The 24,000-nt window shown below is 45.7% G+C and carries 23 protein-coding genes and 1 tRNA gene; 17 read left to right on the forward strand and 7 right to left on the reverse strand.

From position 1 onward, the window contains the following. Nucleotides 1–664: 664 nt before the first annotated feature. The 3 genes from pepD to MsAg5_RS04505 all read right to left on the reverse strand — a co-directional run bounded on the left by pepD (nucleotide 665) and on the right by MsAg5_RS04505 (nucleotide 3,022). Nucleotides 665–2,107 carry a beta-Ala-His dipeptidase gene (gene pepD, locus MsAg5_RS04495; protein ID WP_338099427.1) on the reverse strand — a complete coding sequence of 481 codons (1,443 nt, stop codon included), beginning with the start codon at nucleotides 2,105–2,107 and terminating at the stop codon, nucleotides 665–667. A 3-nt stretch (nucleotides 2,108–2,110) separates the two neighbouring features. Beyond that, nucleotides 2,111–2,248, reverse strand: coding sequence for a hypothetical protein (locus MsAg5_RS04500; RefSeq protein ID WP_338099428.1), 138 nt, complete (start codon nucleotides 2,246–2,248; stop codon nucleotides 2,111–2,113). A 90-nt stretch (nucleotides 2,249–2,338) separates the two neighbouring features. Next, nucleotides 2,339–3,022, reverse strand: coding sequence for a hypothetical protein (locus MsAg5_RS04505; protein ID WP_338099429.1), 684 nt, complete (start codon nucleotides 3,020–3,022; stop codon nucleotides 2,339–2,341). 223 nt (nucleotides 3,023–3,245) lie between these two features. Here MsAg5_RS04505 and MsAg5_RS04510 point away from each other — a divergent pair, with 223 nt between their 5' ends. Both MsAg5_RS04510 and MsAg5_RS04515 read left to right on the forward strand, forming a co-directional pair. Beyond that, nucleotides 3,246–5,123, forward strand: a complete 1,878-nt coding sequence (locus MsAg5_RS04510; protein WP_338099766.1) for a DNA topoisomerase VI subunit B — start codon at nucleotides 3,246–3,248, stop codon at nucleotides 5,121–5,123. Between the two features lie 528 nt (nucleotides 5,124–5,651). Then, nucleotides 5,652–6,776, forward strand: a complete 1,125-nt coding sequence (locus MsAg5_RS04515) for a DNA topoisomerase IV subunit A (protein ID WP_338099767.1) — start codon at nucleotides 5,652–5,654, stop codon at nucleotides 6,774–6,776. Between the two features lie 622 nt (nucleotides 6,777–7,398). Here MsAg5_RS04515 and MsAg5_RS04520 read toward each other — a convergent pair. Then, nucleotides 7,399–8,673 (reverse strand): M28 family metallopeptidase, encoded by a 1,275-nt coding sequence (locus MsAg5_RS04520; RefSeq protein ID WP_338099430.1) that lies wholly within the window; start codon nucleotides 8,671–8,673, stop codon nucleotides 7,399–7,401. 305 nt (nucleotides 8,674–8,978) lie between these two features. On the opposite strand from MsAg5_RS04520, the gene MsAg5_RS04525 reads away from it, so the two are divergent. Next, nucleotides 8,979–10,520, forward strand: coding sequence for a catalase (locus MsAg5_RS04525; RefSeq protein ID WP_338099431.1), 1,542 nt, complete (start codon nucleotides 8,979–8,981; stop codon nucleotides 10,518–10,520). 697 nt (nucleotides 10,521–11,217) lie between these two features. Here the strand turns inward: MsAg5_RS04525 and MsAg5_RS04530 are convergent. Next, a complete protein-coding gene (locus MsAg5_RS04530) occupies nucleotides 11,218–11,823 on the reverse strand; it encodes a DUF367 family protein (RefSeq protein ID WP_338099432.1) in 606 nt (201 codons plus the stop codon). A gap of 177 nt (nucleotides 11,824–12,000) precedes the next feature. On the opposite strand from MsAg5_RS04530, the gene MsAg5_RS04535 reads away from it, so the two are divergent. The 10 genes from MsAg5_RS04535 (at nucleotide 12,001) to MsAg5_RS04580 (ending at nucleotide 19,496) form a co-directional block, all read left to right on the forward strand. Beyond that, complete coding sequence (locus MsAg5_RS04535; RefSeq protein WP_338099433.1) at nucleotides 12,001–12,789, forward strand: thymidylate synthase; 789 nt, start codon at nucleotides 12,001–12,003, stop codon at nucleotides 12,787–12,789. An 85-nt stretch (nucleotides 12,790–12,874) separates the two neighbouring features. Further along, entirely contained in the window at nucleotides 12,875–13,630 is a 756-nt protein-coding gene (cobA, locus tag MsAg5_RS04540) for a uroporphyrinogen-III C-methyltransferase (RefSeq protein WP_338099434.1), read from the forward strand. Nucleotides 13,631–13,745: 115 nt separating this feature from the next. Further along, a complete protein-coding gene (locus MsAg5_RS04545) occupies nucleotides 13,746–14,537 on the forward strand; it encodes a uroporphyrinogen-III synthase (RefSeq protein ID WP_338099435.1) in 792 nt (263 codons plus the stop codon). 239 nt (nucleotides 14,538–14,776) lie between these two features. Beyond that, nucleotides 14,777–14,944 carry a hypothetical protein gene (locus MsAg5_RS04550; RefSeq protein ID WP_338099436.1) on the forward strand — a complete coding sequence of 56 codons (168 nt, stop codon included), beginning with the start codon at nucleotides 14,777–14,779 and terminating at the stop codon, nucleotides 14,942–14,944. 118 nt (nucleotides 14,945–15,062) lie between these two features. Continuing rightward, entirely contained in the window at nucleotides 15,063–15,776 is a 714-nt protein-coding gene (locus MsAg5_RS04555; protein WP_338099437.1) for an ATPase, read from the forward strand. Nucleotides 15,777–16,342: 566 nt separating this feature from the next. Continuing rightward, nucleotides 16,343–17,560: a 12,18-didecarboxysiroheme deacetylase gene (gene ahbC / locus MsAg5_RS04560; RefSeq protein WP_338099438.1), complete on the forward strand. Its 1,218-nt coding sequence runs from the start codon at nucleotides 16,343–16,345 to the stop codon at nucleotides 17,558–17,560. A 178-nt stretch (nucleotides 17,561–17,738) separates the two neighbouring features. Beyond that, a tRNA-Leu gene (locus tag MsAg5_RS04565) sits at nucleotides 17,739–17,822 on the forward strand. 42 nt (nucleotides 17,823–17,864) lie between these two features. Further along, a complete protein-coding gene (locus MsAg5_RS04570) occupies nucleotides 17,865–18,314 on the forward strand; it encodes an N-acetyltransferase (RefSeq protein WP_338099439.1) in 450 nt (149 codons plus the stop codon). Then, nucleotides 18,307–18,867: a YdeI/OmpD-associated family protein gene (locus MsAg5_RS04575; RefSeq protein WP_338099440.1), complete on the forward strand. Its 561-nt coding sequence runs from the start codon at nucleotides 18,307–18,309 to the stop codon at nucleotides 18,865–18,867. The genes MsAg5_RS04570 and MsAg5_RS04575 overlap by 8 nt, the downstream gene beginning before the upstream one ends. Nucleotides 18,868–19,010: 143 nt before the next feature. Beyond that, on the forward strand, nucleotides 19,011–19,496 hold the full coding sequence (locus MsAg5_RS04580) for a prolyl-tRNA synthetase associated domain-containing protein (RefSeq protein ID WP_338099441.1): 486 nt from the start codon (nucleotides 19,011–19,013) through the stop codon (nucleotides 19,494–19,496). 51 nt (nucleotides 19,497–19,547) lie between these two features. Here the strand turns inward: MsAg5_RS04580 and nudC are convergent, their stop codons facing one another. After that, a complete protein-coding gene (gene nudC, locus MsAg5_RS04585) occupies nucleotides 19,548–20,402 on the reverse strand; it encodes an NAD(+) diphosphatase (protein ID WP_338099442.1) in 855 nt (284 codons plus the stop codon). Nucleotides 20,403–20,518: 116 nt separating this feature from the next. On the opposite strand from nudC, the gene MsAg5_RS04590 reads away from it, so the two are divergent. The 4 genes from MsAg5_RS04590 (at nucleotide 20,519) to MsAg5_RS04605 (ending at nucleotide 22,981) form a co-directional block, all read left to right on the forward strand. Further along, the gene (locus tag MsAg5_RS04590) at nucleotides 20,519–20,704 is read left to right on the forward strand and encodes a hypothetical protein (protein ID WP_338099443.1); all 186 of its coding nucleotides are present in this window, start codon (nucleotides 20,519–20,521) and stop codon (nucleotides 20,702–20,704) included. A 67-nt stretch (nucleotides 20,705–20,771) separates the two neighbouring features. Continuing rightward, nucleotides 20,772–21,515: an alpha/beta fold hydrolase gene (locus MsAg5_RS04595; RefSeq protein WP_338099444.1), complete on the forward strand. Its 744-nt coding sequence runs from the start codon at nucleotides 20,772–20,774 to the stop codon at nucleotides 21,513–21,515. A 60-nt stretch (nucleotides 21,516–21,575) separates the two neighbouring features. Beyond that, complete coding sequence (locus tag MsAg5_RS04600) at nucleotides 21,576–22,241, forward strand: nucleotidyltransferase domain-containing protein (protein ID WP_338099445.1); 666 nt, start codon at nucleotides 21,576–21,578, stop codon at nucleotides 22,239–22,241. A gap of 128 nt (nucleotides 22,242–22,369) precedes the next feature. Further along, complete coding sequence (locus tag MsAg5_RS04605; protein ID WP_338099446.1) at nucleotides 22,370–22,981, forward strand: hypothetical protein; 612 nt, start codon at nucleotides 22,370–22,372, stop codon at nucleotides 22,979–22,981. An 86-nt stretch (nucleotides 22,982–23,067) separates the two neighbouring features. On the opposite strand, the gene MsAg5_RS04610 is transcribed toward MsAg5_RS04605, so the two are convergent. Beyond that, nucleotides 23,068–23,943 carry a CBS domain-containing protein gene (locus tag MsAg5_RS04610; protein WP_338099447.1) on the reverse strand — a complete coding sequence of 292 codons (876 nt, stop codon included), beginning with the start codon at nucleotides 23,941–23,943 and terminating at the stop codon, nucleotides 23,068–23,070. Between the last annotated feature and the right edge of the window lie 57 nt (nucleotides 23,944–24,000).

The raw sequence follows: 24,000 nt of genomic DNA on the forward strand, positions 1-24,000 counted from the left end.
CCTGTTCCGTTTTCCATCTTCTGTTTCTAACAATACAGGTCTTTCTCGGTCCGTTTTCCCTCTTCCGTTTCTAACAATACAGTTTTTCTTGTTCCGTTTTCCCTCTTCCGTTTCTAACAATACAGGTTTTTCTTGGTTCCGTTTTCCTTCTTCCGTTTCTAACAATACAGTTTTTTCCTGTTCCGTTTTCCATCTTCTGTTTCTAACAATACAGGTCTTTCTCGGTCCGTTTTCCCTCTTCCGTTTCTAACAATACAGTTTTTCTTGTTCCGTTTTCCCTCTTCCGTTTCTAACAATACAGGTCTTTCCGATTCCGTATTCTCTGTCTGTTTACGATTTGCACCTTCCCATTCTGCTGTATCCGATTAAACAGACGCAAAGCGTCTGTTTAATCGGGGTGGTTTGCTTGATTCAAAAATAAGAATGAAGGCCGGGTTTTGTTGGCTCAAAAATAAAAAAAGAGGCGGGTTTTGTTGGCTCAAAATGAAAATGTGCCGCCATAACGCGCGTGCATGCTGCTGCCAAAAAAGAAAAAGAAAAATAAAATAGCGACCGAAGGGAGCCGTTCGCGAAGCGAACTGACAGATACAGACTCCCACCGCCTCTGAAAAATTCCTAGCGTAGCGACGGAATTTTTGCGCGCAGCCGCCCGCTCCAACAAATATTACACCTTTTGAACGTCAAACTTTTCCAAAATCGCTTTCAAAAACGTCCAAACCCGCGCCGTGGAATCCAAATCAAGCATCTCGTCCGGCGAATGCGCGTCAATAATATCGGGGCCAAGAGACACCATTTGCATTCCCGGATAAATCCGGACAAAAGCACCGCATTCAAGGCCGGCGTGAATTGCCGAAACGGCCGGTTCTTTGTGGAACGTTTCTTTGTATGCGTTCTTGCACATCTTCAGAAGCGGGGCGCTCAAATTCGGTTCCCAGGGTTTGTAGCTGCTGAAAACGGATGCGTGGAAGTCGTACTTCTTGCCGATGTCCATCAAGTCTTTCGTTTTCTCTTTCAGCTTCGCCTCATTTCCGGAACGCAAATTGTATGTGATTTTGATCTTTCCCTTGACGTTGCCGCTGTTTTCATCATCGTTCGCCGAAAATTCGGACCGGACGACCGCAAAGTTTCCGGACGCCAAAACCAAATCCGGAATTTTGTCCGACATTGCAAAAACGCCGTGCGGCAAACTTCCCAGAAGCGCAATAATCCGTCCTGTGTTTTTTGTCGTGAAAACCGGGACTTGATTCTTTTTTTCCGGCATTTCATACCGTTGTACCGTTTCACGGAAACTGTTTTTTGTCAGCGTGATTTTCAAATCCGGCTCGTCATACGACAATCCGCTCGGCACCGCCGACTGAAAATCGGAAACGCAGCGCTCAATAATGCCCGCCGGCAGATCCGTCATAAAGGTGCATGCCGCTTCTCTGGCAATCGCATTGTGAACGCTTCCGCCGCTGATGTCAATCAGCCGGAATTCGAGTTCCGGGTCTTCTATTTTACCGGTGATCGTTTCCAGCATTTTTGCCATAATGACATTGGCGCTTGCCCGCGGTTTATTAATGTCGGTTCCGGAATGGCCGCCCATCAAACCCGAAATTTGAATCGTGTAAAATGAAAACGGCTGCGCATGCTTCTCATCGATGAAATACGGGTCAAAAGACTTCTTCAACGAAACAGAAACGCCGCCGGCGCATCCGATGATAATCGTTCCTTCCGTTTCGGAATCCAAGTTCAGCAAATACCGGCCGGACACAAAGTCCGGACTCAAATTTTGAGCGCCGGTAAGCCCCTCTTCCTCATCCGTCGTGAGCAGCAATTCGAGCGGTGGATGTTTAATGCCGCCGCAAGCCGCCGCCAGCGCGTAAGCGACGCCTATTCCGTTATCCGCGCCAAGCGTCGTTCCGGAAGCGGAAACAAAACGAACGCCGCCAATCGTTTCATAAACTAACTGAATCGGGTCTTTGGAAAAATCATGCGGATGCCCAACGTTTTTCTCGCAGACCATATCGGTGTGCGCCTGAAGAACGACCGTTTCCAGATTTTCATATCCGGAAGACGCCGGAACGATCATGTTCACGTTGTTATTTTTATCCCGCTTGACCGCCAATCCCTACTCGGCGCCCAGTTTTTCCAAGTAGTCCGCAACCTTTTCCTCGTGCCGGGAACATCTCGGGATTTTCGAAATCTCTTCAAAAAAATGAATCACATTTTTAAAATCGGCGTCAAAATCCGATATAAAGTCTTGCATCCAGATTCCTTTCCGTTTGTTTTATTATGGTTTTATGAATTGGTTTTATGATAATTTTTATGATTAATTTTAAATTTTATGAATTAATTTTTATGATTCGTTTCCGCAAAATGCCTTTTTCAAAATTTCAGCGTCTTTCGGATCTGCTTTTTCCGTTAATTGCTCAATATATACTGTTTTTAAATCCGCTTTTGCCGCGTTTTTTCGTTTGAAAAGCAAAATATTTCCGATTTCCCGCCCTGCACCGATCCCTGTCACCGTTTTTAAGATCAGTTCTCCGGACAAGCTGTTGGGGACAATCAATAAATTCGCTTCTTTGACGGCGTCTTCAATCAAAATCGTATAATTTTTGGAAGCAATCCCTTCTTCTTCCAATCGTTTTTGAATATTTTTTGCATCGGTCAAGGTTTTGTCGACGCGCGGATCCCGTCCGAAATCGCCTTCCCGTCCGCCGGAAATGATGCCGATTTTCGGATCAAGCTGAAGTCTTTCCATAACCGCGATGCCCGATTTTGCGCAAAACAACAAATCCTCTTCCGTTTCATTTTCATCCGGACCGGCCGGCGCCAAAAAAATCAACTTTTCCTTTTCAGTCAAAAAAACGGACAAGCGAAATACTTTCTCAGCGTCATTTTTTTGTTTCATTTGCCGGTAAGCTTCACGCTGTTTTTCAAAATCGTCGCCCGGTTTTGGTAAAAGAACGGCGGAACATCCGCATCCGGACGCCGATTGGCTGCCGGCGAGCGACGGGAAAAAAGAGTCGGTTTGTTTCATTTTAATCCTGCAGTGTTTTGTGGTGACATATTCATTTTCATTTTTAAATACTTTCACCCTCAATGCAAAGTATTTATTAAAAGACCCGTTTATATGTAAACCACATTAACCTCATTATTTCGTACATTCAATATTTTATTCAGCATCACATATTTTTTAATTTCAATTTCATTTCATTTCCAATTCTAATTTTCGAATTCAGGAGTTTTTTATGGATAAATCAATTCAAACACCGATTGCGGAAGAGTTGGCGAAGCGTCAAAAATCCATCAGCGTCGCGGAGTTTTTTGAGAAAAACCGCCATATTTTGGGTTTTGACTCCGCCCCGCGCGCCCTGATCACAACCGTTAAAGAAGCGGTCGACAACTCGCTCGATGCCTGTGAAGAAGCCGGCATCCTGCCCGATATTTTGGTCCAAGTCGAACGCGGTGAAGGCGATTATCTCATTATCATCGTCGAGGACAACGGTCCCGGTATCGTCAAAGCACAAATTCCGAAAGTTTTCGCCAAACTGCTCTACGGCTCGCGCTTCCATGCGCTGAAACAAAGCCGCGGCCAGCAGGGTATCGGCATTTCCGCCGCCGTCTTGTATTCCCAAATCACGGCCGGCAAATACACAAAAATTATTTCCCGGGTCGACCACAAATCACCCGCACACTATTTTGAGCTCATGATCAACACGAGCACGAACGAGCCCGACATTCTGAAGGATGAAATCATCGAATGGGTTCGGCCGCACGGCACCCGCATCGAAATCGAAATGGGCGCCTCTTATGTCAAAGGACGCAAGCAGTCCGTTTACGAATATCTCAAATCGACCGCCATTATCAATCCGCACGCAAGAATCCGGTTGGTGGAGCCGGACGGCAACGAAATTCTTTTCGAGCGCGCCACCGACGAAATTCCCAAGCAGGCGGAAGAAGTTCTCCCGCATCCGCACGGCATCGAACTCGGAACGCTCATTAAAATGCTTCAGCACACGGAACGGCAAAAGTTGGCGCCGTTTTTGAGGTACTCTTTTTCCAAAATCGGTCTTCAAACCGCGGAAGAAATATGCGACGCCGCAGGCTTGGACCGGGAAGGCGATCCGCACGATTTGACCCGAAACGACGCGATGAAGCTTCTCGACGCCTTTAAAAAAGTCAAAATCATGGCGCCGTCGACCAACAGCTTGTCGCCGATCACGGAAGATTTGATTTATAAAGGGCTTAAAAAAGAATACAGCGTCGACTTTATCGCGACCGCCGCCCGAAAACCGGCGATTTATTCCGGCAATCCGTTCGTCATCGAAGTCGGTATCGCTTACGGCGGCAACCTGCCCAAAGAAGACAAGGTCAACTTGATGCGGTTCGCTAACCGCGTCCCACTTCTTTACCAGCAGGGCGCCTGCGCGCTGACGCACGCCGTTGAAAACATCAAATGGAAACAGTACGGTATCGGGCAGCCCGGCGGCGGTTTGCCGATCGGTCCGTTTATTTTGCTCATTCACATTGCGTCGGTGAACGTGCCGTTCACGTCCGAATCCAAAGACGCCGTGGCCGACATTGAAATTATTGAAGAAGAAACGGAATTGGCGGTAAAGGAAGTCGCCCGCAAATTAAAAACATATTTGGGCAAGCAAGGCGATCTTCAAAAACGGCGGGAAAAGGAAGTTATTATTACGAAAATTTTGCCGCTTTTGGCCAAAAAAGTGTCGTCGATTGTGGATAAAGACGTTCCCGATATTCAGCCGGTTGTGGCCAACATCATGGGCAACCTTTTGGTGAAGCGGACAATTGAAAAGGGAACGGAAAGCCAATCCGGCGTTCATTTTGTGTCGCTGTCGATTCGCAATTACGGCGCCACGCAAAAGAAATTCAAGCTGCATCAAATTCTGCCGGGCGAAATCAAGTCGCCCAGCCCGCCGCCGACCAATATTGTGAGTCTCGGAAACAATTACGACTACATTTGGGACGTCACGGTGTCGCCCGCCGGCGCCAAAGCGTTTCGGTTTATGCTGGAAGGCGCCGATGAAAACGAATTGAAGTACATGGAAGAAGTCATCGTCGAAGGGCTTGAGGAAGACGACGTCACGGGCGCCAAAGCGGTCGGAGAATTTTAAGGAGGCGGGAATATGGCAAAAAAAGACAGCACAAAGAACACAAAAGTTGATGCGGAAAATGAAAATGAAAATGAGTCTTACGAATCCGATATCGGCGATTATGAATCCGAATTTGAATACGGATACGATGATGAATACGGTTATCAGGATGAAACCAATGACGGTGAACCAAGCAGCGGTGAATCCGGCCGCGGCGGTTCTGACAGCGATTATTTTGACGAAGACGCCGAGTCGGCGGATGAAGAAATCGGGCTTTCGGAAGATGAATCCGAATTCGTGACCGCCGAATCGGAAAAATCTGATTCCAAATTCCAATCTAAATCCCAATCCCAAACCCAAACCAAATCTAAAACATCCTCTGCGCCCAAGTCCAAATCCGCGTCCAAGAAATCAAAGAAAGAGGCGTTTGATGAAGAAATCCGAATTGAATCGGAAGTCGAATCCGAATTGGAAACCAAGCTGGAGTCCGAATTCAACAAAATGCGCGCGGATTCTATGCCGCCGACGATGGTTTTCAACAACACGGACATGGACAGCGACGAATACAAGCAAAAGATTCGGGAGAAAAAGGTCATCAACGACACGTGGACGAAAGGAAAACTGGTTCAGCTGGCGGGCGCCTTTTACGATCAATTTGTTTCCGGCGTGGTTCCGCACGTGCTGATGCCGTCGCGGACGAAACGGAATTTGGAATACAGCGACACGAGCGAAGTTTGGGTTTACGGCGACATCGAAAGCGAGCGTTCCGCCAAAACCGTCAAGGGCGCGCACCAGTTGCTGAAGACGGTTTATGTGTCGGATTTCGTCGTGTCCGAACACTTGAAAAACAACCGCGGGTCGACGTTAAGAGAGTTGTATTACATCTCGGAAGGCTGGGGTCCCGCCAAGTTCGGCGCTCAGACGGAAAGCGATCGGCTGATTGAGGATTTGGAAATTATTACCGGCGCCCAGCGCGAGTTTTTCCACATCCGGCCGGAAGAGGACGGGGCGACGATGTACGGCCCGATTCAAATCCGGGAAGAAACGAAACGCGGCGCTCGTGACATTCACTGCCAGCAGGATATCGGTGAAGGCGGCTACCAGATTCCGTTCAACGTGGAAAACATCGAATTCGTGAAGCATGACGCCAGCATGATTATCGCCGTTGAAACAGGCGGTATGTACGCGCGTTTGATCGAAAACGGTTTTGACGAAAAGTACAATGCGATTTTGGTTCACCTGAAAGGACAGCCGGCCCGGTCGACGCGCCGGATTATCCGCCGCATGAACACGGAACTCAACATCCCGGTGGCCGTTTTCACAGACGGCGACCCGTGGTCGTACCGGATTTTCTCCTCGATCGCCTACGGCGCCATCAAAAGCGCGCACCTCTCGGAATTTATGGCGACGCCCGACGCCAAATTCTTAGGCGTTCAGCCGTCGGATATTGTGGAATACGAACTCGCGACCGACAAATTGACGGAACAGGACATTGCCGCCCTCAGAAGCGAGTTGACCGATCCGCGTTTCGAGTCCAAATATTGGAAAGAACAGATTAATTTGCAGCTTGAAATCGGCAAGAAGGCCGAACAGCAGGCGTTTGCCGGCAAAGGTCTCGATTTCGTGACGGATACATATTTACCGAGTCGGCTGAAGGATATGGGGATTTTGTAAGAGAGAAATCTCTTACATTTTCTTTTTTTGGCGAGTAGCCGGCGCGCGCGTTATGGCGACACATTTTTGTTGTGCGCCGATTAAAACGGATTCGATTTTTGATTTCGATTTCAATTAAGTTGTTGGTGATTTTTGCTTGCTTTTGTTTCAGTTTTGATCGATTTCTTTCTTCTTTCTATTCCAAACAAACCCTCCCGCTTAAACAGACGCCTTTGGCGTCTGTTTAAGCGGATACTGCAAAATTGGGAGATGTGATTGAGAACAGCAGGTGCAAAACTGAGCAAAGAAATAACTGTATTTTCAGAAACTGTAGGTGAAAATCGGTACCAAGAAACTCGTGTATTGTTGAAAACAGTTGATGCAAATCGGTGCCGAAAAACCTGTATTGTTGGAAACAGTTGATGCAAATCGGATCAGAAAACAACTGTATTGTTGGAAACGGTAGGTGCAATCTGAATTCTAAAAACAGTCACCTGTAGGTGCAATCTGAAATCTAAAAATAGTGAACTGCAGATGCAATCCGAAATCTAAAAATAGTCACCTGCAGATGCAATCTGAATTTAAAAATAGAAAACAGTATGTGAAAACTGAAAATATAAATCAGTACGCACAAACTGTTCCATCAAATCAGTTTCTGTACAGAACAAATCAATTCAACAAGGAAATCGGATGCGGTTTCAATCAATTCAAGATCTACATTTTCCAAAGTGTCTTTTGTCGTGTGCGTCAGTTCTAACCATTTTTCCATATTTGAAGACGTCACAGCCAAACACGGAACGCCTTGGAATGCAAAAGCAGCGTGGTCGCCCGCAAACCATTCCTGTCCTTTTGAAATCGTTTCATATTTGGAAATAATTTTTACCAACATCGATTCCACTTTTTCGTCCAGATTATAAGATGAAATTTCCGTTTCAGAATGAACGTAACTGGGCGCGTCAATATTGATCACTAATTTGACTCGATCGTCATTGTTTTCAAGATATTCCAAATATTTCATTTCGCCGGACGCCTCATAATATTCTTCGCCGTTAAACGGCACAAAATCAATATCAAACAGAAGTTTTTCATTTCCGGTTTCAATTTTGCCGTTCAGTTTCAAAGCCGTTTGATACAGAACCGCAACACCGGCCGCATTATCTAAAGCGCCGGCTGTGCCGTATTTTGAATCCATGTGCGCGCAGACAATTATTTTTCCGGTCATCTTTCCGTTCATTTTTCCGGCTGCGTTTTCTGTATTTTTTGTTTTTTCCGCATTTTCTGCCTTTTTGCCCGCAACCAATTGCCGGCTGTTCACCTTTTTCTTTTCGGAGTCAATTTTGAGAACCGCTTCCGGATTTTGGCGGACAAGTTTTTCGATTTGAGGCAAAACAGCGTCGCTCAGGTAGGCGGACGGAATCATAAAATTTCCGTCTTCAAACAACGGAAACGGGTTCAAGTCGCACATCGGGTTTTTTCCGGTCGCGGCAATAATGGCGCAAGGTTTCTTTTCTTCCAAAAGCGAAATGATCTCTTTGTCCTCGTCCGGATAATAAAACGGAAAATCTTTGGGCTGCAGCTGGTTTTTTGTGAGTTCGCCGCACAAAATGATGATTTTGCCCGAACAATCTGCTTTTTTCAATTTGTCCAACGAATCGATGACGATTGTTTTTGTGCTTCCGTCAAACGATGTTGAAAACGGGCTTGCTTCGATGTCAAAATCGGCGTCGCCGATTTTGAAGATTGATTTTTTCGTTTCCCAAACCGTACACTCAAATGGTAAGGATTGAACTTGAAATCCGGCTCTTTTGAATTCGTTTTCCAAAAAGAGATTGACCGATTCATTGTTCGGCGTTCCGGTCGGACGTTCTTTTGTGATTGTTTTTAAAAAATCGGACATTTTACCGCCTTTTGCATTCATACATTGTTTTATTTTTTATTGGCTTGATTTATGATATTTTTACTTTATATTTTTTGCCGGGCGCCGCCGCGCGCGTTACAGCGTCGTCTTTTCTATTCCCATTTTCCAAAAAACACATCCAACGGCTTTTCAAAAATCCACAAAATTAAAACTGTTTTCATAACGCACTGAATCACGAAAAATAGCAATATAATTACATTCCAATATTTTATATAATAATTTATTTATAATTATAAACCATAATTATTGAATTAAGATGGCATAATAAAATCCGTTATGCCGGACCAACAAATCCGGGTGATACCATGGAAAACAAGAACATGAACAATAAAAAAACGGACAATACGGATGACAAAATGACCGGCTGCGGCAGCGACGGTATGATGAATAAGCCGAGACTCACCACAGCCGCCGGCGCGCCGGTGGTGGACAACCAAAACGTTATGACGGCCGGATCGCGCGGACCGATGTTGATCCAAGATATCTGGTTCCTCGAAAAAATGGCCAACTTCGACCGTGAAGTGATTCCCGAGCGCCGCATGCACGCGAAGGGCTCCGGCGCTTTTGGAACGTTTACGGTGACGCACGACATCACAAAATATACGCGCGCTAAAATCTTTTCCGAAATCGGCAAAAAGACGGAAATGGTCGTCCGGTTTTCAACCGTGGCGGGCGAGCGCGGTGCGGCTGACGCCGAACGCGATATTCGCGGCTTTGCCATGAAATTCTACACCGAAGAAGGCAACTGGGATTTGGTCGGCAACAACACGCCCGTTTTCTTTTTGCGTGACCCGCTCAAATTCCCGGACTTAAACCACGCGGTTAAACGCGATCCGAGAACCGGCATGAGAAGCGCCAACAACAACTGGGACTTTTGGTCGCTGCTTCCGGAAGCGCTTCACCAGGTCACGATTACGATGAGCGACCGCGGCATTCCGAAATCTTTCCGGCACATGCACGGATTCGGCAGCCACGCGTTCAGTATGATTAACGCCCAAAACGAACGCGTTTGGGTCAAATTCCACTTTGTGACGCAGCAAGGCATTGAAAATCTTACCGACCAAGAAGCTGAAGCGTTGGTCGGAAAGGACCGTGAAAGCAACCAGCGCGATTTGTTTGAAAGCATCGAACGCGGCGACTTCCCGCGCTGGAAGATGTTTATCCAAGTCATGACGGAAGAACAAGCCCGCAAGATGCCGTACAACCCGTTCGACCTCACGAAAGTGTGGTACAAAGGCGAGTACCCGCTCATCGAAGTCGGTGAATTCGAGCTCAACCGGAATCCCGAAAACTTCTTCGTCGACATTGAACAAGCGGCTTTCAACCCGGCGAATTTCGTTCCCGGAATCAGTTTTTCACCAGACAAAATGCTTCAAGGAAGACTGTTTTCCTACGGCGACGCCCAGCGTTACCGCCTCGGCGTGAACCACATGCACATTCCGGTCAACGCCCCGAAATGCCCGGTCAACAGTTACCACCGCGACGGATCCATGCGCGTTGACGACAATTACGGACGCCGGCTTCACTATGAGCCCAACAGCTACGGCGAATGGTCGGAGCAGCCGGAATTCAAAGAACCGGTTCTGCCCATTGACGGCGGCGCCGATCACTGGAATTTCCGGGAGGACGACAACGATTACTACACCCAGCCGGGAAAACTGTTCAACTTGATGCGTCCCGAGCAAAAACAAGTGCTGTTTGACAACACCGCCCGCGCCATCTGCGGCGCTGAAGACAAAATCAAGATTCGTCACGCTGTCAACTGCGCCCGTGCCGACGTCGAGTACGGAAAAGGCGTTGCAAAGGCCATGGGAATTTCCTGGTCCGATGTGGAAAATCTTATTTAAAACACAGAATTAGTACGTGAAGAAACGGTTAAAAAAAGAAATTGCGCCGGTCAATCGATCGGCGCTTTTTTATTTGGTTTAATACAAGAAATAGTAGAGAAGGAACGATGAGAAGATAATCAGACAGACCAATATTATTGCAACGTAGTGAATCAATTTGAGTTCCATTTTATCATCCTTTTTTAATTTGAATCTTTTATTGAATATTTTATGAACCGTTTTTAAATCATAATAGTTCCAAATAAATATAAATTTAATGTATAAAATTGATGATATTAATTTGGAGTGGGCAAATTACTGTATATGTGTATTGTTTTTAGTTTCTGTTTGCACCTACGGGTGACTGTTTTTCAGTTTAGGTTTGCACCTTCCGTTTCCAACAATACAGTTGTTTTCTGATCCGATTTTCACCTTCTGTTTCTGACAATACAGTTTTTTCCTAATCCGATTTGTTATCTACTATTTACTGTACCGTTACATTTGCTGCTGTTGTTCCAATCCGATTTCATTGGATTCCGAGAAAATCAAACGCAAAGCGTTTGATTTTTCGGGATGGTTTGCATGATTCAAAATAGAAATTGGATGTGCAGTTTGCTCAATTCAAAATGAAAAACGATGAGTCCGGTTTCATTGACTCAAAAAAGAATGTGTCGCCATAACGCGCGCGCAGCCGCTCGCCGCAAAAAAAGAAAAAAACTCACTCATCATCATCTTCAACATCAATATACTGACTCTGCGCTTCCACGACTTCCGTGCTGTTTTTTGCTGCGGCGTAATCGTTGAGCGGCTCTTCGTTCAGCTCCAAAAACGAATGTCCCCAGTTGAATTTTGATAGAACGATTTCTGCTTGTTCCTTTCGTCCCAAAATGTAAAGGGCGGCGGCAAACGCTTCGGCGGAATTTAAGCGGAACGGACGTCCGAAATTGACGGGGTTGGCGGCCAACAAATACGGCAGAGCGCGTTTTTGAAGATCCATTTGATCCAACACCGGGAACGTTTCCTCGGCATGCTCCCAGGAACAATCGAGAACGACAATCCCTTTCTTGAGATTGTCTTCCCGGGAAATCGCTTTTTCGGCGCGCGGGTCCATGAGGATTGCGCCTTTGGGCGTTTGGCCGATATTTTCATAGAGGCGCACCAAATCGAATTTTGCCAGCTTTTTACCGCTGCATTTCTTCGGATCGCATTGATTCGCGTAATACAAATACAGGCGAACGTCCTTTTGCGGCTGGGGTGTATTGGGAGCCGGTCCGGATATCGGTTTTTTGCGGGGCGCATCCTTTTCAAAATTAATTTTTTTCATTCCATCACGGTTTTTGAATATTAAATTCAGATTGTAAACTCAATGAGTTTAAATAATTTCAAAACATAATTCCGGTTCACAATTTAGGATTTTAATTGATATTGTTATAATTAAACTTTACTTTACTGTTCGCCGCAGACATATCCCTTTCTCGGCAAATATTTTAAGAGTGATGCTATGATTCCGAAATCGTTGACCTTTGTGAAAACTTATTCCGGCGAAGACATTGACTTTTTGTACAAAAAGATTACCGAAGACATTGTTTTGGACGGGAAAGACATCACGTTCGGATCAGCCGCCGAACCCAAGCGCGCCCGCGAAATTTACGCGACGATTCAGCTTTACGGTAAAGCGATTCCTGAAATTCTGGCCGGCAAAACGCCCGAAAACTTCCGGTGGTCGGGCGACAAAATCACGGACTACCAAGACAGTTTCCTCATTCCGCTCGAAGAAGTCGGCGTCAAACAATTCGACGACACCGATTTCGAATACACGTACATTGAACTGATGCGCAAATTCAAAACGATTGAAGGCGACATCGACCAAATGACGATTTCCAAAGACAAATTGGCGGAAAATCTCAAAACCAAAATCCAGTCCAACCAAAACGTCGGCGTGGTTTACCATCCGATGTACTGGGATTCCCACAATCCGCCCTGTTTTAACTGGTACCAGGTGCGCATGCTGGACGACAACCAAGTGTCCCTCCGATTGCTTTTCCGGTCAAACGATTACGGCGACGCCGTCTGGGCCAACCTGTGCGGGATTGCGAAAGCGTTTAACGAACTGGTGATCCAACCGGCGAAATGCGAATTGGTTGAAATCATCCTCACGTCGTCGTCCGCACACATTTATGCCAATGAAGCGGATTTGGCGAAAAAAGTTTCCGGATTCGATTGGAACCGGGATGAAAACAATAAAAAATCGGCGGTGCTCCGGCTTCTCGGCCACAAACCGAAAGCATAATTCCGCTCATAATCCTTTTATTTTTATCTGAATATTATCATTCATCTTTCCATTTCTTTATTTATTCAAAAATTAGGTTTTTAAAATGACAGCAGGAAAAGTTTATCTGGCGGGTTCGGGTCCGGGGGACCCTGATCTTTTGACCGTCAAAGCGCGCCGTCTCATCGATGAAGTCGACGTCGTGGTTTACGACCAGCTTCCGGGAAAAGCGATTTTGGATTTGATTCCGGCCAAAACGGAAAAAATCGACGCCGGGAAATATGCCGGCAACCACACGCTCACGCAGGACGAAATCAACGCCGTCATCGTTGAAAAAGCGAAAGAAGGCAAAAACGTTCTCCGGCTGAAAGGCGGCGACCCGTACGTTTTCGGACGGGGCGGCGAAGAAGCGGAAGAACTCGTCAAAGCCGGCATTTCATTTGAAGTGGTGCCGGGCATCACATCCGCCGTGGCCGCGCCGGCTTACGCGGGCATTCCGATTACGCACCGCGACAGCAATTCCATGGTCACGTTTATTACGGGACACGAAGACCCGACCAAAGACGAATCCGGGCTTGACTGGAACCTTTTGGCCAAATTCAACGGCACGCTCGTTATTTTTATGGGCGTGAAAATGCTGGCCCGCAACTGCGGCGAACTTTTAAAATACGGCATGGATCCGAAAACGCCGGTGGCGCTGATTGAGCGCGGCACCCGTCCGGACCAGCGCGTCACCATCGGGCAGCTGGACAACATCGCCCGACTGGCCGAAGAACGCGATGTGAAAGCGCCGGCATTGACCGTCATCGGTAATGTGGTCAATTTGCACGACATTTTGGGCGAGCAAATTGTTAAATGGTAAAGTGTTCAATGAAATTTTAATGAGCAATGAAATTGTAATGAGATTTGAGGTTTCAGTGAATTGTTAATGAAATTGTTCAATAAGTATTGTTTTATTATCCATTGAGGTGAAATTCATGAGCGAATATCCGGTTTTGGCAGTGATGCGTCCTGAAACGTACCGTGAATCATCCGCCGCGGCCGCCAAGTCCGCCGGCTTTAAGCCGTTTTTTGTTCCCGTCGTCACGCTTTGCGGGATGAAAGACGACGTCTTTGATGATTTTGTCGACCGCGTTTTGTCCGGGAAGTCGGACATTGTGATTTTCACAAGCGCCAACGGCGTCGAATACACGCTCAAAAACGTCGGCAAAGACGCGGAGAAAAACTTCATCGAGGCGCTCAAAAAGACGCATATCGTCGCCATCGGTCCGACCACCAAGAAAAAACTCGAGTCGATCGGTCTTTCCGGCTCGTTGGTTCCCGGTGAATACAGTTCTAAAGGTCTTGTGAAGGAGTTGGGAGAAACAGTTTCCGGCAAAACGGTCGACATTCCGCGCAGCTTTTACGGATCGGATGTTTTGACCGACGGTCTCAAGGACGCCGGTGCCAACGTTTATGAAACGCACGTTTATACGCTTCAAGCGCCTGAAGGCGAAGAACAAGACGAATTGGTGGAAGCCGTCCTTGCGGGAGAAGTGGACGCGTTTGCGTTTACCAGTTCCATGATGGTCCGCAACTTCATTGATTTGGGCGAGCAGGCCGGCGAAAAAGAGAAATTGATCGACATGGTCAATGAGGCTTGGGTCGGCGCGATCGGTTTTCCGACGGCGGAAACATTGGAAGAATACGGCATCATCGTCGACGTCGTTCCGGAAGAGTTTACGTTTGAAGCGCTCGTTGCGGCAATTAAGAAGAAGATGGATGAATGATTGTTTTTCAACATTTTCATATTATATTTTTAATTTGTCAATTTCATGATCATTTATTATAGTAAACCCATATGTTTAAATAAATTGACAATACTGTTAGACTTGACTTTATTGTTAAGAATGCGCCCGATAAAGGAAGTGCTGTTTTAATGAAAAGAACCAATTGCAGTCTTTCAGACCTTTCGATCAAGCGAAAAGCAAAACTTTCAGACTTTTCGGTCAAAAGAAGAGCGAAGCTTTTGGAACTTTCGGAAAGGAAAACCGCTCAGCGCAATTTGTCGGAAGAATCCCGGAGAATTGATGCGGTGATGCGTAATTTTAAATTGAAGCCGTACAACGAGGTTTCCGCCCGTTTGGACGCCGCCACAAAGCATACGATTGCTTTTTTGAAAATTCATCAAAGATAACGCCGTGTGCGGCAATCTTTCCGCTTTATTTTAATTTCCTTCATTTTTGAGTGTTGACAGATTTATGTTTTTTGATGAATGGCTGTACAGATAAATTATTTTTCAAATAATCCAAAAGATGTGTATTATGTCCGCCGATTCGAATTTTTCAAACAGCAGCCCTACCGGTCCGGCCATTTATCCGCTCAACAAGGAAATGTTTGTTTTTGCAGGTCCGAACGGCTCGGGAAAATCCACCGTTATTGAAAATCATTTGGAAAACAAGCAGTGCCCTGAAATTTACATTTGTCCGGACCAGTTGGTTTCCCGGGAAGACAAATACAATCCGGCCGCTTATCTTGAAGCCATGAAAATGGCGGAAGATTTTCGGCACCAAGCGCTGGAAGCCGGTGTTTCTTTTACGTTTGAAACCGTTTTTTCAACAGCGGACAAATTAGACTTTCTGAGAACCGCCAAAACGTTCGGCTACCGGATCACAACGATTTACATCACGACGTCCGATCCGCAAATCAATCTCAACCGCATTGCAGAGCGTGTGAAAATGGGCGGTCACGACGTCCCGAAAGACAAAGTGCTGGCCCGTTACGAAAAATCGATGACACTGATGCCGGAAGTGATTCTTTTGTCCGATATGGCGAAAGTGTATGACAATTCGTCCAACTGTCCGGTGGAAGTATTTGAAAAGGACGATTGCGGCAATTTTTTCCTGTTAAACCGGGAGCAACGGCACAGCTGGGTGGACAAATATATCACGACGGCTTTTGCGGAAAAGGAAATTCCGATTTTTGAGGATTTGAATGTGTTTGAAACGGAAAGATTGAAAGGATTTTGATTTCAATTTTTATTTTTCATTTTTCTTTTTTGGCGGCAGCATGCGCGCGCGTTATGGCGACACGTTTCTCAGAGTTTTCAAAATGGGGGACTGTTTTGAAAATTTCAAGCAAACCATCCCGTAAAATCAAACGCGATAGCGTTTGTATTTTACGGATACCGCTGAACAGATACAATTAGTTGGAAACGTAGATGCAAACCGGATCAGGAAACAACTGTATTGTTAGAAACAGCAGGTGCAAACTGAAATCTAAAAATAGTCACCCGTAGGTACAAACTGAAATCTAATAAATAGTCAACTGTAGGTACAATCTGAAATTTAAAAATAGTGAACAGTAGGTGTAATCTGAATTTTCAAATCAATGCATCTTACTGATCGGAATCCGCAAAATACAGACGCAAAGCGTCTGATTTTGCGGGTTGGTTTGCACGGGAAGTTGAAACAAAAGAGGATAGGTATTTGATTAAAATAATAAAAAGTTTGCAGAGGACATTTCTATTCTTATTCATAATAATTCCTACTATTATAGAAAGGCTTTTATTGATAATGGTTATAAGGTTACGGCTATGATTGGTATTTCAAAATTATACTGCGGAACTGTGGAGCCGTCTGACGCTCTGCGGTACAACCGCGACTCAAAACGCTTACCGTCGCATTTGCTTCAGTTTTCGGCCGACAAAAAACCGGTCGTTGTTTGGAACATGACAAAACGGTGTAATTTAAAATGCGTGCACTGCTATGCGCATGCGGTCGACCCGGAAGTTGTTGGTCAGGATGAACTGACGACGGAAGAAGGCAAAGCGCTGATTGACGATTTAGCTGAGTTCGGCAGCCCGGTGATGCTCTTTTCCGGCGGCGAACCGCTTCTCCGCAAAGACCTGGTGGAACTGGCCAAATACGCCAAAGAAAAAGGGATGCGCGCCGTTATTTCAACCAACGGGACGCTCATCACGAAAGAAAAAGCGAAGCAGCTCAAAGAAGTCGGACTTTCCTACGTCGGCATTTCATTTGACGGCATGGAAGACGTTAACGACCTTTTCCGCGGACATAAAGGCGCCTTTGCGGACGCTTTGCAGGGACTTAAAAACTGCCAGGAAGAAGGCATCAAAGTCGGTCTCCGGTTTACGATTAACAAACACAACGTGACCGAAATTCCGGCGATTTTTGACTTTTTAGAAAAGGAAAAAATCCCCCGAATTTGTTTCTACCATTTGGTTTATTCCGGACGCGGCAGCACGATGGTCGAAGAAGACCTGACGCTTGAAGAATCCCGTGCGGCCGTCGATCTCATTATGGAAAAAACCGCCGACCTTCACGCCCGCGGCTTCCCGGCCGAAGTGCTGACGGTGGACAACCACTGCGACGCGCCTTACATTTATCTCCGGCTTCTCGAAGAAAATCCGGAACGCGCCGCCGACGTTTACGAGCTTCTCCAAATGAACCAAGGCAACTCGACCGGCATCGGCATCGGCTGCGTCTCTTGGGACGGCAGCGTTCATCCGGACCAGTTCTGGCGCCACTACACACTCGGCAACGTTCGCGAACGCAAGTTTTCGGAAATTTGGACCGATACGTCGGACCCGCTCATGAAAGGCCTCAAAAACCGGAAAGAACTTTTGATGCAAAACGCACCCAAATGCGCCCGCTGCCAATGGATTGACGTTTGCAACGGCAACTTCAGAGTCCGCGCGGAAGCGGTTTCCGGAAACGTTTGGGGCGACGATCCGGCCTGTTATTTGACGGAAAAAGAAATCACGGAAAAGCCGGCTGCATTGAAGAAGTGATGAAAACCGACGGCGGGTTTTGCGGCGTGTGCCGGTTGCCGGAATCAAATCCAATGTGCATTTTTTAAAGAAAAAATCGAAAAGAACGGATCTTCTTTCCGTTCTATTTTTATTTTTTGTGACGTTTATATGTTTTAATTCTATTCTCTTTGTTTTCATTTTGTTTTTATTTTCACATGCGGGGGTTGCCAAGCCGGTCAAAGGCGCAGGGCTTAGGACCCTGTCCTGTAGAGGTTCGCGGGTTCGAATCCCGTCTCCCGCACTTAAACATATTTCGAATCGTTTTCATATCGCGAGGAATTTTATGATTCGGCCGTTTAAAGTTCAAGATGCGGATCTCATCATGAAATTATGGTTGGAAACAAACGTTTCTGCCCATTCTTTCATAAATGCGGATTACTGGCGAAACAACTATGATTCTGTGAAAGAAATGTTGCCGGATGCAACCCTTTACATCTATGAAGAAAATAATGTTGTTCAAGGGTTTATCGGCTTAATGAACGCGTATATCGCCGGAATGTTTGTTTCTCAACAATTCCAATCCAAGGGCATCGGGAAAAAATTATTGGATCATGCAAAAGCAGAGAACTCAAACCTGATTTTGCATGTTTACAAGAAGAATGAGCATGCTGTTCATTTTTATCTTCGTGAGGGTTTTGTCATCAACCATGAACAAACCGATGAAAAAACAGGTGAAATCGAACTGGAAATGACATGGATAAGCAGAAATAGAAACCGGAATGAACATGAGTGATATTTTGGAGTTCCCCAATCGGGCAGCATTCCGCGCATGGCTGAAAATGAATGCCGCGAGCAGCGACGGCGTTTGGTTGCTTTTCGGTAAACCCGGCGGTCCCAAAACAATCAAGGCCGGCGAGGCTTTGGAAGAAGCTCTCTGCTTCGGCTGGATTGATGGACAAATGCAAAGCATTGACGACAAAACCTATCAAAAATACTTCTCCCTCCGCCGAGCCAACAGCAAGTGGTCGGAGAAAAATAAGACGTTGGTCGAGCAGCTGGAAAAACAGGGAAAAATGACCGATTACGGCCGGCAAAAGATTGAAGAAGCCAAGAAAAATGGTCAGTGGGACGCTCCAAAAGCTCCGGGCATCACAGAAGAACAAATCACTGTTTTGTCAGAATTGTTAAAAGGACACGAGCCGGCTTATACAAATTTCGAGGCCATGTCGCCTTCCGTCAAAAAGACTTACACACGGGCGTATTTGGATGCAAAAACAGACGCTGGGCGGGAAAAACGGTTGGCATGGATGATTGATCGGCTGAATCAAAACTTAAAGCCGATGTAATTATGAAAAACAGCAATCTGAGATGATGAAAATCAGTTGCTGACAAATTGTCAGCAACTGAAATTGAAAGTATTTGAATAATGAAAGTGTGATTTGATTGCTGACAAATTGTCAGCCGTTGAAAGAAAGTGTTGGTGAAGTGCATGAATCAATTAGAAATTATAGATCTGCTGAACCATTTGCAGATAAAATACAGATTCATGGAACATCCGCCGGCGAATACGGTCGAAGAAATCGACAGCCTTGGATTGCCTGACGCCGACGCCATTGTTAAAAATCTTTTTCTTCGAGACGACAAAAAGAAAAACTATTATCTGCTGGTCGCCCGCAAGGATCGAACAATTAATTTAAAAGAATTAAGCGGATTGCTGGGTTCGCGTCCTTTGAGTTTTGCGTCAGAAGAGGATTTATTCCGTTTTCTTCAATTAAAAAAAGGTTCAGTGACGCCTTTTGGAATATTGAACGATGCCAAACGGCAGGTTCATGTTTTGATTGATTCCGATGTCATGGCATTTCGTCTTGTTGCCATCCATCCAAACGAAAATACAGCGACGGTTTGGCTTTCTCCATCAGATTTAAAAGAAATTATCGAAAATCATGGAAATGCTGTCGATATTTTAAAAATATGATGTCATTTAAATTGGTATATTTTTAGAACCACAGAACCTTGATATTGATTTTCATATCTTCCCGATTTTAAACCGGTACATCATCTCAAATGTCAAACTGCCGTTCGGATCCTCTCGAACCGGAATATCTTCTCTTTCAAACCATTCGGCACTCAGCAGTTCACTGGCATCAATCACGATTTTATTCGGATCCGAATTTTCCGCGTCAACGTCGCAGAAAAATCCGGCGAGCAAATTATCCGAAAGCGACCACGGCTGGCTTTTGTAATAGCGAATGTTCTTGACTTTCAGCCCAGCTTCTTCCATGACCTCGCGCTCAACCGTTTCTTCAAAGGTTTCGCCGATTTCCGCAAATCCGGCGATCAGCGCATAGCGGTCAAACCGCGGGTATTTCGCGAGCAACAACCGGTTGCCGTTCGTGACGCCGACAATGACGGCCGGCGCGATTTTCGGATATTCGGTTTGTTGGCAGGACGGGCAGGAAAGGGATCGGGATTTTCCGTTTTTCAGCATCACTGCACCGCACCGGCCGCAATATTTCCGGCATTCGTACCAGTTATACAACTGATATCCGGTGACGGCGGCAAACGATAAATGATGGGGCTCAATCGCCATCGTGTGATGGATCGGTTCCCACGTAAAGCCTTCCGGCGGCTTGATCTGATTCATTAAATAGAAGGTTTGATCGTCAATCGAAAACAGATAGGTGTAGAGTTGATTGTAAATTTGATAAATGTCCGCATTCTCTGCTTCCAGCTCTTGGAATGTCGGCAAATCAAACGTTCCGTCTTCGTTTTTTCGGACAAGAATGGTATTTTTGTCATAACACAATCCGCAGCTTTCGGCTGTCGGCGGCTGAGGACAGTATTGATTATTGAATCTGTGCGGCGCAATGTCCTGAATCATAACATTCTCTCTTTTTCTTTCTCTCTTTCTTCTCTTATTGTTTTGCCTTCAAGTGTCATTTTATTTATACATTCAGAATTTATAATTGGCGGCAGAAAATTTATCGGTTGATTTTTATGACGGATTATACAAAAGAAGAATTGGAAGAAGCACTTCTGGCAATTGATTCCACCATTGGCAAATGTGAGAAAGTGCAGCCGAAATTGAAACCGGGAACGTCTCAACACACGCTGCTCGTCCGCCGGATTAAGGCGTTTCAAATTGCGTCGGCATTGATCAAAAAAGAATTGGAAGAACGATAAGCAATTTATAAATATCATCTCCGGATAGGAAGTTTGTATGCCTCATCTGATTTGCAATGATTTGAATATGTATTATGAAGATACCGGTTCCGGCGAACCGATTATTTTTCTTCACGGCAGCCTGACGAGAGGGGCACCGACATTTGCGGCGCAAATTCAAGCGTTTCAGCCGTCGAACCGGTGCATCTGCCCGGATTTACGCGGTCACGGCAACACGTCGTGCACGGATCTTTGCTGGACGTCGGAACTGTTGGCCGACGACGTGATTGAGTTGATGAATGCCTTGGATCTCCCCAAAGCCCATATCGTCGGACACAGCATGGGCGCCGATGTGGCAATGTACTGCGCCGTCAATTATCCGAAACGCGTCAGCTCCATCGTTTCCATCAGTTCGGCGGGCGCTGTTAACGACAGCGTGATCACGTACATGGAACGCTTCAATCCCGAAAGCATCGACATGGTCAAATACGGGAATCTTGTTGAAACGATTCAAAAAGAGCATTTTGCGGCTCACGGCGGCAACTGGCAGACGCTTTTTAACCAATCGCTCGCCAATTGTTACACGTATCCTGATTTTACCGATGACGATTTCAAAAAAATCACCGCGCCGTTTTTATTGATTTACGGCAGCAGGGACGCGATGGTGAAGGACTATGAGGTTGAAAGGCTCAGCCAAAATATCAGCTCATTTTCATGCCGATTGATTGAAGACTGCGGACATTTTCCACATGTTGCTTCTCAAAAATGTGATGTGGTGAATCAGATGATTATGGATTTTATCTGCCAATGTAACTCCTCAACTCAAATGTAATATTAAAAATCGTCTTATTTTTTAAAAACAATGATTCATATGATCAATAAAGAATTATGGATGTCAGATATCATCGAAAAAATGAAACCGGTCTTTCAAAACCGGCTGTTGTTCGTTGGTTTGCAAGGCAGTTATCAAAGAAATGAAGAAAATGAGACAAGCGACTTTGATGTCGTGGTTGTTTTGGATCAGTTATCCGTCAGCGATTTGAAAGTCTACCAATCCATCATCAAAACGATGCCGGAATCCGAAAAGGCATGTGGTTTCATTTGCGGCGCCGATGAACTTCTCAACTGGCCGTTGCATGAGATTTTTCCGCTTTTGCAGGATACGGACGGATATTTCGGCGACCTCAATTGTTTGCTTCCGGCTTACGGGAAAAACGATATTCAACAAAATGTCAACATCTCGGCGGCGAATTTGTACCATGCGGTCTGCCACTTATATTTATTCGGTAACGAATGCCGGAGAACCGAAGACTTAAAACCGCTTTATAAATCCGTTTTCTTCACCGCACGCCTTTTGGAATATTTGCGTACCGGCGTTTACTGCCCAACCAAAACATCGTTGGTTGAACGTCTTCACGGTGATGAAAAAACGTTGATGGAAATCAGTTTAAATTGGGAAAAATATCAAAATGATATTGATGAAAATCCGGATGCTTATTTTGAGCGATTGATGGAATGGTGCCGGATGATTCTGTTATCAGAAAATGATTTGAAATGAACCGGAAATGATCTGAAATGAAGAGCAGTGCTGAGGATCTCCGAAAACGGGGCAAATATGAACAAGCGGATCTTGACGCCCTTTCTTCTTTAGATTCTTCTCTTCTTTTCGAAAAAATTAATTCTTGTATGCCGGCAGAACGTTCGGCGGCTGTTCATTTGCTGAGCGAAAGAAAAGATATCGATCCGGAATATTTGACGGATTTGATTTTGCAGCGGCTGAGTGTGGAAAACAGCCTTTACACAAAAATCGAAATCTGCAGTGTTCTTGAAAAGGGCGGCTGCAGCACTGCGAAAAAAATGACGGCTTATTTGGGCAAAATCGGACAAAATCAGTATACGGCTTTGCCGGATTCTGTTTCCAAAAAGAAAAGTTATCCGTTGCCGCGTGATATTATTGCCAGAAGTTTGGGAAAAATGGACGCTTCGGTTTTGCCGGTGCTGTTGGATGTTTTAATGTCGGGAGACGCGTCTGCGGTATCGGAAGTTTTGGACGCTATCGGTTTTTTGGTTTTTTACAATCCGCAGTCGGCAACGCCCGAAAACCTGGATGCGGTTTTGTCGGCGTTGACGAAATTTTCGGACAATGATCTTATTCAGTGGAAATTAATGATTTGTTTGTCGGCGTTTCCGCTTCCGAAAAGTCTTGACATATTGAATCATGTCATCGAAACGTCGGAAATTCCGATTTTCAGAGAAGAAGCGCTGCGCTCAAAAAATTTGACGGTTCATCGTCATTGAAAATACAAAAATAATATTTGTGGAAAAGACGTTTTTTAAAAAGAATGGTTTTGAATAAGGCGACGCCTTATTCAATTTTTTTTAAATCAGTACATGGCGAGTTCGTTCAAAACGTCTGTTTTGGACAAAATGCCTTTGGGCGCGCCGTCAACCGTCACAACCAATTGTCCGATGTTGTATTTGTAAAACAGTTTGACAACGTCGTAAAGTTGGGTTTCGCCGTCGACCGTGATGAGTTCTTTGGTCATGACGTCTTTCACTTTGACGTCCAGCTTGCCGGAGGCGACCGAGCGCGTCACGTCGGATGTGGTGATCACGCCGACGATTTTTCCTTTGTCTTCGACGGCGGCGCCGTGAAGGTTTTTGGACATAAAGTGTTTGGACGCTTCTTGAAGGTCCGCGTTTAAGTTAATCGCGGCGGAAAGCGGTTTCATGTAATTTTTCACGTGTTTTTGCGGCAGGGACACGAGTTCCGTGATGTCGATGAGAATGAGGTTGTTGCTGTCGTCGCGGCCGTAAACATCGCCGCAGACGGTGAGGCGGTTGACCGGGGTCGGTCCGACTTGAATTTTGTCGCCGGCGTTGAAACTTTTGACGTTGCCGATGATTTTAATGATGCCTTTGCAGATATCGGGGTTGCGGACGGTGGTAAAAGAGATTTCGGCGGTTGTGGCGTTGTTCACAAGGGAGCCGTTTCTGTAAACCGGGACGTTTGTTTCTTCTTCCATGACCTCAATGTTGAGGACCTGGTACGCTTCGCCGGTCGGGCGGTAGCCGCCTTTCGGACCCGGAACGCCTTCGACAAGGCCGAGCGCTTTTAAAAGCTGCATTTGGTTTCGGATGGTGCCGGGGTTTCTGTGGATGAGTTCAGCGATTTCTTCGCCTTTAACCGCAGATTCTTTCTGCCGCTGGATGTTGATTAACGCCGCAATAATGTCTTTTTGAATAGTTGTTAAATCCATTTTATCACCGGTTGACAATAAAATTATAAAAATTAAGAAATTTGTAGAAATGAGATT

The sequence above is a fragment of the Methanolapillus africanus genome, assembly GCF_032714475.1.
In the GTDB taxonomy this organism is placed as follows: domain Archaea; phylum Halobacteriota; class Methanosarcinia; order Methanosarcinales; family Methanosarcinaceae; genus Methanolapillus; species Methanolapillus africanus.

What these genes read in the sequence shown, in the direction of transcription:
- MsAg5_RS04500 (WP_338099428.1), bottom strand. Translation starts at nt 2,248, where the DNA reads ATGCAAGACTTTATATCGGATTTTGACGCCGATTTTAAAAATGTGATT.
- MsAg5_RS04505 (WP_338099429.1), bottom strand. Translation starts at nt 3,022, where the DNA reads ATGAAACAAACCGACTCTTTTTTCCCGTCGCTCGCCGGCAGCCAATCG.
- MsAg5_RS04515 (WP_338099767.1), top strand. Translation starts at nt 5,652, where the DNA reads ATGGACAGCGACGAATACAAGCAAAAGATTCGGGAGAAAAAGGTCATC.
- MsAg5_RS04520 (WP_338099430.1), bottom strand. Translation starts at nt 8,673, where the DNA reads ATGAATGCAAAAGGCGGTAAAATGTCCGATTTTTTAAAAACAATCACA.
- MsAg5_RS04525 (WP_338099431.1), top strand. Translation starts at nt 8,979, where the DNA reads ATGGAAAACAAGAACATGAACAATAAAAAAACGGACAATACGGATGAC.
- MsAg5_RS04530 (WP_338099432.1), bottom strand. Translation starts at nt 11,823, where the DNA reads ATGAAAAAAATTAATTTTGAAAAGGATGCGCCCCGCAAAAAACCGATA.
- MsAg5_RS04535 (WP_338099433.1), top strand. Translation starts at nt 12,001, where the DNA reads ATGATTCCGAAATCGTTGACCTTTGTGAAAACTTATTCCGGCGAAGAC.
- cobA (WP_338099434.1), top strand. Translation starts at nt 12,875, where the DNA reads ATGACAGCAGGAAAAGTTTATCTGGCGGGTTCGGGTCCGGGGGACCCT.
- MsAg5_RS04545 (WP_338099435.1), top strand. Translation starts at nt 13,746, where the DNA reads ATGAGCGAATATCCGGTTTTGGCAGTGATGCGTCCTGAAACGTACCGT.
- MsAg5_RS04555 (WP_338099437.1), top strand. Translation starts at nt 15,063, where the DNA reads ATGTGTATTATGTCCGCCGATTCGAATTTTTCAAACAGCAGCCCTACC.
- ahbC (WP_338099438.1), top strand. Translation starts at nt 16,343, where the DNA reads ATGATTGGTATTTCAAAATTATACTGCGGAACTGTGGAGCCGTCTGAC.
- MsAg5_RS04570 (WP_338099439.1), top strand. Translation starts at nt 17,865, where the DNA reads ATGATTCGGCCGTTTAAAGTTCAAGATGCGGATCTCATCATGAAATTA.
- MsAg5_RS04575 (WP_338099440.1), top strand. Translation starts at nt 18,307, where the DNA reads ATGAGTGATATTTTGGAGTTCCCCAATCGGGCAGCATTCCGCGCATGG.
- MsAg5_RS04580 (WP_338099441.1), top strand. Translation starts at nt 19,011, where the DNA reads ATGAATCAATTAGAAATTATAGATCTGCTGAACCATTTGCAGATAAAA.
- nudC (WP_338099442.1), bottom strand. Translation starts at nt 20,402, where the DNA reads ATGATTCAGGACATTGCGCCGCACAGATTCAATAATCAATACTGTCCT.
- MsAg5_RS04590 (WP_338099443.1), top strand. Translation starts at nt 20,519, where the DNA reads ATGACGGATTATACAAAAGAAGAATTGGAAGAAGCACTTCTGGCAATT.
- MsAg5_RS04595 (WP_338099444.1), top strand. Translation starts at nt 20,772, where the DNA reads ATGTATTATGAAGATACCGGTTCCGGCGAACCGATTATTTTTCTTCAC.
- MsAg5_RS04600 (WP_338099445.1), top strand. Translation starts at nt 21,576, where the DNA reads ATGTCAGATATCATCGAAAAAATGAAACCGGTCTTTCAAAACCGGCTG.
- MsAg5_RS04605 (WP_338099446.1), top strand. Translation starts at nt 22,370, where the DNA reads ATGCCGGCAGAACGTTCGGCGGCTGTTCATTTGCTGAGCGAAAGAAAA.
- MsAg5_RS04610 (WP_338099447.1), bottom strand. Translation starts at nt 23,943, where the DNA reads ATGGATTTAACAACTATTCAAAAAGACATTATTGCGGCGTTAATCAAC.